We start from the raw sequence: 7,073 nt of genomic DNA, 5'->3' as shown, positions 1-7,073 counted from the left end.
ATTTTTATTTTACAATAAACAAAGACTTAACCGATGATTTAAATTCCAATATGGCGAAACTCTCATCACTTTGAGCCGCCTGATACATTGCATCAACACCACATTTAAATTCCAATATGGCGAAACTCTCATCGAAATGGACGTTTGGGCCAAAAACGAATTTGGCCATTTAAATTCCAATATGGCGAAACTCTCATTTGAAGGGTTTTCGATTGAAATCATTAATTAATAATTTAAATTCCAATATGGCGAAACTCTCATCGATTTAAAGGGGTATTACAAGAAGTTTTCTCAAATTTAAATTCCAATATGGCGAAACTCTCATTTCCGGTGACTTTTCTTTTATCTTTGCGGCGATTATTTAAATTCCAATATGGCGAAACTCTCATGGCGGCCATTCAGTTTGACCAGGACTTAATAAAAAATTTAAATTCCAATATGGCGAAACTCTCATGTTAATCCCCATTTATGATAAAACAAAGTCCTACCAATTTAAATTCCAATATGGCGAAACTCTCATTAGACTCAATCCGGCGTGTTCGACCGAACTGGAATCAATTTAAATTCCAATATGGCGAAACTCTCATCCGGTCAAGCGTTTACGGGGTAAAGGTTACGTTAACATTTAAATTCCAATATGGCGAAACTCTCATGGAATAACAGGCGTTATTGATGGTATTGGAGATATCGCATTTAAATTCCAATATGGCGAAACTCTCATAAAAATTAAAAAATAAGACCCGTTTCGTTACAAAAATTTAAATTCCAATATGGCGAAACTCTCATAATGAATTTTCGCTTATTTTACCTGAAGCAGAAAATATTTAAATTCCAATATGGCGAAACTCTCATGAATTTCACTGATGCTTCATCGATCATCAGTAAAGTCATTTAAATTCCAATATGGCGAAACTCTCATGCTGCTAGTATTGCCAGAGTCGCTGATAATACATCATTTAAATTCCAATATGGCGAAACTCTCATAAAACGGCAAAGTTATCACAATAGCGACTGAACCAAGATTTAAATTCCAATATGGCGAAACTCTCATAAATGCATCAAATTAGCCGCTTAACGGCTTTAAATTAATTTAAATTCCAATATGGCGAAACTCTCATACGATTTACGTTCTCATTGGAGCCACGTTCCCAGCATTTAAATTCCAATATGGCGAAACTCTCATTTTGCGGGGATGACGGGATCGAGTGCTACTACAATGATTTAAATTCCAATATGGCGAAACTCTCATCGCAAAATTTTTATTTCCAACCTCTAATAGATGAAATTTAAATTCCAATATGGCGAAACTCTCATCTGTTTTATTATTTAGAGGACTGGAATAATTTTTCATTTAAATTCCAATATGGCGAAACTCTCATGGGAACTGCTGTCATGATTTATTATATTTATTCTGATTTAAATTCCAATATGGCGAAACTCTCATTAATTGCCGTTCTTCGAATGATAAAAACCGCTTAACAATTTAAATTCCAATATGGCGAAACTCTCATGGTCTTTTATTGATGTCGTATTTGCGTCCATCTCTTATTTAAATTCCAATATGGCGAAACTCTCATAGGCGGGCTATATAGAATTCATCAATCCACTCCTGCATTTAAATTCCAATATGGCGAAACTCTCATTTCCTCGTTGTCACCTACATCACCATCCTGTCTTGAATTTAAATTCCAATATGGCGAAACTCTCATGCGCTTTCTTTTATAGCGCTCGTTTAGTATGTTTCAAAGGTCTGTTTTGTCGACCTCTATAATTTAATAAATTTAAAATCAAATTATTCAAATTTAGCTCAACAATCATTATTCTTTTCCCATGCTATCAACAATTGTCAACCCCACTGTATTTTTACATGATCTCAGGTCGACAATTATAGAAAGTTATCCGTTTTATCATCTTCCCTTGCCCATAGTTCTTTTTTCAGCCATCGCTCATTTCGACTTTTAAATAAAATAACCGAATCTATGTCTTTACGAACATATTCATTTAATTCATATCTTAAATTCATGATCTGAGGTTCAGATAATTCCCCTTCAAATACAGAATTTTGGATGTGGTTTAAATATTTCTTGCATATTTTAAACGTCTTACTAAGTACACGCTGTCCACCATCATCGCCGCAGATATCATATACTAGAATAACATACATTTCGTTGCACCTCTACCACCAAATTTTAAATGGTTCATATTCTTTTTCTCCCAGCAGATGTTTAATCATTTTATAGCATTCCAACCGAATTAAGTATTGATAGGACACCGATTTCTCCAGATCCCGATGTTTGATTGTCGTCTGCAATTTGGCATCCAATTCGGCTACAATTGTTTTAGAGGCTTCTTTGGTTAAATGTAAATAGTTCAAATTCTTTGTGAAACTCTTTTCTGTAATCTGATTGCGATTCAACAACGAAAAAATCAGTCGATCTGCTAACAATGGTTTAAAGATCTCAGCTATATCCAAGCATAATGAAAATCGTCTTGTTCCCGGTTCATGTAAAAAACTGATCGTTGGGTTTAATTGAGTCTGATAGATTTCTCCCAAAACTTTAGTATAAACAAGGGTATTGACAAATGAAATCAGCGTATTGATCATATTGTCCGGAGGATTCTTAACACGTTTTGTAAAATCAACATCCTGGTCTATGATTTTATTCCAAACCGAATAATAAGTTTTACGAATATTGCCTTCATATCCCATAAGTTCTTTTATTCCTGTCGTATTGGGTACGTTTTTTCGCAAATCTTCAATGGTCCCCATTTCAGTTTTAACATCTTTTCCACGGCCGTTATAATAACGTAAATTTCTGAATATATTATAGGATGCGCCATCGATCAGAGCTCTTGCTATCTGCATTCTTTTTTCATTGTCCTGATAATACTCAACCTGTTTAACAATGATATTCCCCGAAACCAACTGTTCTCTGGGATAGAAACTGCCTGTGTAAAAGCTGTAATAATTGAAAAAATGTATGCACACACCATATTTTGCCAACAAATTGATCAAACTGGTGTTCAAACTCATTTCTGACATCACATAAAGATTCCCCATATTTTCAATGGGCAAATCCCTATTTCCATTCGCTTCACTCGTAAAAGTTATGGTATTATCTTTTCTACGAATGATACCATCATTATAAAAATAATAATCTCGTTTCATCGTCACCCTGACTTTCAAATAAAACACAAATCATGATAGGCACATGCTTTGCAGATCGCCATTTTCCTAAATGGCGGCGGTATTTCTTCTTTTACGATCTTTGTAATAGTAGCTAGAATTTTTTCAATTTCGACAACATCTTCTTCTGACAGCGATACTTCAACACTTTGTTTCAATAACGGATAATCGATTTTTGCGGTAATCCCGATTGCACCTTTTTTCAGCAAATAATAGAGATAATATTTTACCTGGAGAATACTGGCTTCTTCAATTTTTCTGCTCTTTTTTAATTCGTGAAGAACTTTTTTCGTGCGAATATAGTCAATATTAATGACATTGTCGATATTGATATGCTTATCATCCCTGCTATAAGCGTTCTCATCGAGGAGTTTTCCTATTTTGACTTGATCACTGTTTTGTTCCATTTGAATTTCATGATAAAAATACCAAAGCTTTCGGTGGCAAACCTGATAGTAATAAACCATTACTCCAGTAATCTCTTTTTCCAAAATGCATACCTCCTTCATTATCATTGCTTGAGTTTCAAAAGAACTCTGCTTTTCTGATGGTTTGAAAGTCCATCTTGCGAAACCCCAGCAAGTCATCATATTGACATTCCAAAACCTTTATCGATTCAAATCTTCCAATTTGAATCGGGGTATAAACTGTGGCCTCTCCACGAGCTTTTGCCTTTTCGTAATTTTTTGCGTGATATGATTCTACAGAAAGGGTATGAGCATAAAGCTTTTCCTTTAATGCAATTTTCTCTTTAGTATCAGTTTGGGGATGATTGATCTTTTCAGTCAATTCAAATATTTCTTCCCTGTGAGCATCAAAAACCGGACTGGGAATGATCTCCACAGTCAGAATGTTGCGGAGTTTGATATCATTCTGCTTTAATTGATAGGGCTTGATGGTTGCAATCCAATTGCATTTTTCTTTATAGGCCTGGTAATAATTCGAACTTTTTAATTTTTCAGTTGTGAGGTGCTCATTCATCAAAGCGAGTTTTTCTGCTTCGGTTATCGGCCCGTTCCAGTTCCCGAGGGCTTCTTTCGAAATGTTAAAAATATCCCAATCAATAAACCCACGATTATTAATAATGAATAGATTCTCATTGATAACAGTATATACAAAGCAATTTGTCACGTCAGTTGGCTTCACACCCTTGCGATTGCAACGTCCCAGTCTTTGCAGCAGGGAATTGAGATCCTGCAACTCTGTGAATAAATAATCGAAATCAATGTCCAGACTCGCTTCCACCAGGGAGGTTGACACCCAGATGCCATTCTGAATATCAATGGTTTTTTCATCTTCTTCATAAGTTTTCCCAAACTCTTTAATCGCGGCTTCTTTTTGCGTGCGATCCCCCCGAGTAAATTTACTGTGTAGCAAGAATAATTCATCTTTCGACACCATGTCTGCTTCGCTTAATTTCTCATAAATCTCCTGCGCTTTTTTTACGGTATTACAGATGACTAGTATTTTGTTGCCTTTTGCCAATGCTTTGTTGGTTTTATATTGGTTTAAGACATCGGTAACGCTTAATTCTTCCGCCTTAACCAGAATATTATGCCGCAGCGTATTATCGAAAAAGCTTTGTTTGATCAACCCAGGAATTGCTTTATTCAACTCATCTTCCACAAAAGGCGCTAGTGTGGCCGTTAAAATAGCAATCTTTCCGCCCAGTTCGCAAATCCGCTTTAAACCCATCAACAGATAAGCCAACAAGTCACTGTCATACATTTGTATTTCATCAATAACAATTTTTGAGTAAGACAAGGTTGCCAGTTTAAGCTCATACCCCTGATATTTAAAAACGAAATCAAAAAGCTGATCCATGGTGGCGATATTTAATGGTATTGAATGTTTTAGCCCGCGATTACGATATTCTTCAACATCAAAATCCTCCCGATCAATTCCAGTCATTTCTGTTTCACTGTTATCCATCATGCCCAGATAGTAAGACAGTGAAGAAGAGTGGAGCAGCGCCACCCGTTCATACAGTTTTTCGGTCACAATCTTTTTCTGTTGATCCGCTACAATACGATGATAAATTGCGTTAATAGCGGTTCTTAGTGGCAGTACAAAATAGCCCTTATGATTACCGATCCATAAAAGCCCGGCTTCGGTTTTACCCATGCCGGTTTGTGCCACAGCAATAATATTTTTATTTCTGTGGTTGATGCAGAAATTCTGTAAATCATTCCAACGGTACCCCAGGCGGTCGAGGCCACTTTCTAAAAAATCATTGGGATATTCAGACACATAACCGCCACTGGCACTGTAATCACATTTGTGAAGTAATCCCTTGATTAACACAACCTGATCATCTTCAGTCCACATATTCAATTTATATTGAAGACTATGCTTGACAGGATAACAAGTAAAATTCTTTAAGAGTGCTTTACACAAATCTTTTTTATCTTTTAACACTTCATAAGGATCAGCATAATCGTGATGAAATAGAACGGCTTGAACCACTTTGTAATAGTCTTCCTGGCTGTCGAATGCCTTGGGATCAATGAGAAAAATCGATAAGATATTGTGATAAACTTCCCGCTCCAATGACATCCGGATTTTTTTGTCACTCATTACTCGATTTTGGAATTCGGCATTTGCCTTCCCAAAATCATGAAACCAACAGGCTTTTTTTGCTAGATCATATACTTTTTTATTATCGATATAGCCAAGGTTTTTGATCCGTTCCAATTCCCTTAACAGTTCAAGACTATGCTCCTTTATGGTTTTATCCGGTTTAGCCTGATATTCTTCTGGCTTCTTCATAACTCCCCCTATTTCAGAAACGTGACTTAAATCAAATTAACAATATACTCTTGCTGACCATCCCGATCCAACCAGACCGTGTCGCTCGTTTCTTCAATACAGTATTCTGACAGATATAACACTGATTTTTTGTTGAAAATGCGCTTCTCATCGATTATTTGATAGTTTTTGTTCAAGCCATACCGTGTGCCACCTTCGCCTTTTGTCTCATCTCCGATATTAGTTGGCATCAGCAAGCCTTTTTTAATGTCACGATAATCCAGGTACGCTGAATAGGAACTCGTTACATCACAGTCATCATCCTGCACCAGTTCAACAATTTTTGCTTCGATGACTTCAACAAAATCTTCACTACGACCAATGGCTTTCAAATTGTAGATATTGTTCAAGATGTCTTCTAAAATATTGTCTTCGGCTGCCACATGTATAAGCAGTTCAATATTATTGAGTATTTCATAAAACTTCAGTGATGTTGTCAAGGATCGAAACTTTGAAATGGGTTTGGTATAATGATTTTCTTTATACTTTTCAAACTCGTCTTTTATGTGTTTTTCGGTCGCTTTAATTTGCGCTTCTCTGCGGTTGAGTTTAAGATATTCTTCCGATTTTTTATCTAGCCTGTTTTTTTTGCTTTTTAAAGTTGCTTTACGACGTTTGATCACTTCTAGAACCGGTTTAATACGAGAATTCTTGAACACCTCAATTTGGTTATTCAGATCTTTTAAATCAATAAACTCCTGGTACAATGCTTCATTGAAGATGTTAGCATCTGCTCTTATTCGAAAATCACAGCCTTTAGACTTCCGTGGTGCCACAACCTTTTCAAAAGCCGTGGATAGTAACTCCGGATTTCTCATTTTGACCAAAACACCCCGATCAGGAAAAATTGAATTCAAAAAGCAATGATCGGTATAGGGTTCACGGTGCATTGACTCATATTTTCCCTGGATACTCAAATCCATGGGGTGATATTCTCTGTAGCCGCAGGCATCATGGAGTGCTCCGATAACGGTTGAAAAGGGTGGTAATGGATAGGTCATTTTATTTGTGTCGCTTTCCTCCTTACGATAATTGGCACTGCTCTGCTGCAACCGGATTCTTAATGCCTTCATAAAAA

5 protein-coding genes and 1 CRISPR repeat array are annotated in these 7,073 nt (G+C 36.3%); all 5 genes read right to left on the bottom strand.

Annotated elements, in window-relative coordinates; genetic code table 11:
• Positions 1 to 36: 36 nt before the first annotated feature.
• A CRISPR array of direct repeats spans positions 37 to 1,709; the repeat unit is 30 nt; unit sequence ATTTAAATTCCAATATGGCGAAACTCTCAT.
• A 176-nt stretch (positions 1,710 to 1,885) separates the two neighbouring features.
• The 5 genes from cas2 to cas5 are packed head-to-tail and all read right to left on the bottom strand — an operon-like array spanning position 1,886 to position 7,068.
• Complete coding sequence (cas2, locus tag B3F51_RS09080) at positions 1,886 to 2,164, bottom strand: CRISPR-associated endonuclease Cas2 (RefSeq protein WP_286809244.1); 279 nt, start codon at positions 2,162 to 2,164, stop codon at positions 1,886 to 1,888.
• Positions 2,165 to 2,176: 12 nt separating this feature from the next.
• Positions 2,177 to 3,169, bottom strand: a complete 993-nt coding sequence (cas1b, locus tag B3F51_RS09075) for a type I-B CRISPR-associated endonuclease Cas1b (RefSeq protein WP_286946684.1) — start codon at positions 3,167 to 3,169, stop codon at positions 2,177 to 2,179.
• A gap of 14 nt (positions 3,170 to 3,183) precedes the next feature.
• A complete protein-coding gene (gene cas4, locus B3F51_RS09070; protein WP_286946681.1) occupies positions 3,184 to 3,678 on the bottom strand; it encodes a CRISPR-associated protein Cas4 in 495 nt (164 codons plus the stop codon).
• A 34-nt stretch (positions 3,679 to 3,712) separates the two neighbouring features.
• Entirely contained in the window at positions 3,713 to 5,956 is a 2,244-nt protein-coding gene (gene cas3, locus B3F51_RS09065; RefSeq protein WP_286946679.1) for a CRISPR-associated helicase Cas3', read from the bottom strand.
• Between the two features lie 26 nt (positions 5,957 to 5,982).
• Entirely contained in the window at positions 5,983 to 7,068 is a 1,086-nt protein-coding gene (gene cas5 / locus B3F51_RS09060; RefSeq protein ID WP_286946676.1) for a CRISPR-associated protein Cas5, read from the bottom strand.
• Positions 7,069 to 7,073 lie beyond the last annotated feature (5 nt).

Origin of the sequence: Acetobacterium sp. UBA5834 (assembly GCF_002435675.1) — a bacterium.
GTDB lineage: Bacteria > Bacillota > Clostridia > Eubacteriales > Eubacteriaceae > Acetobacterium > Acetobacterium wieringae.
The sequence above is the reverse complement of the archived record's forward strand: the minus strand, read 5'-3'. Positions and strand labels throughout refer to the sequence as shown.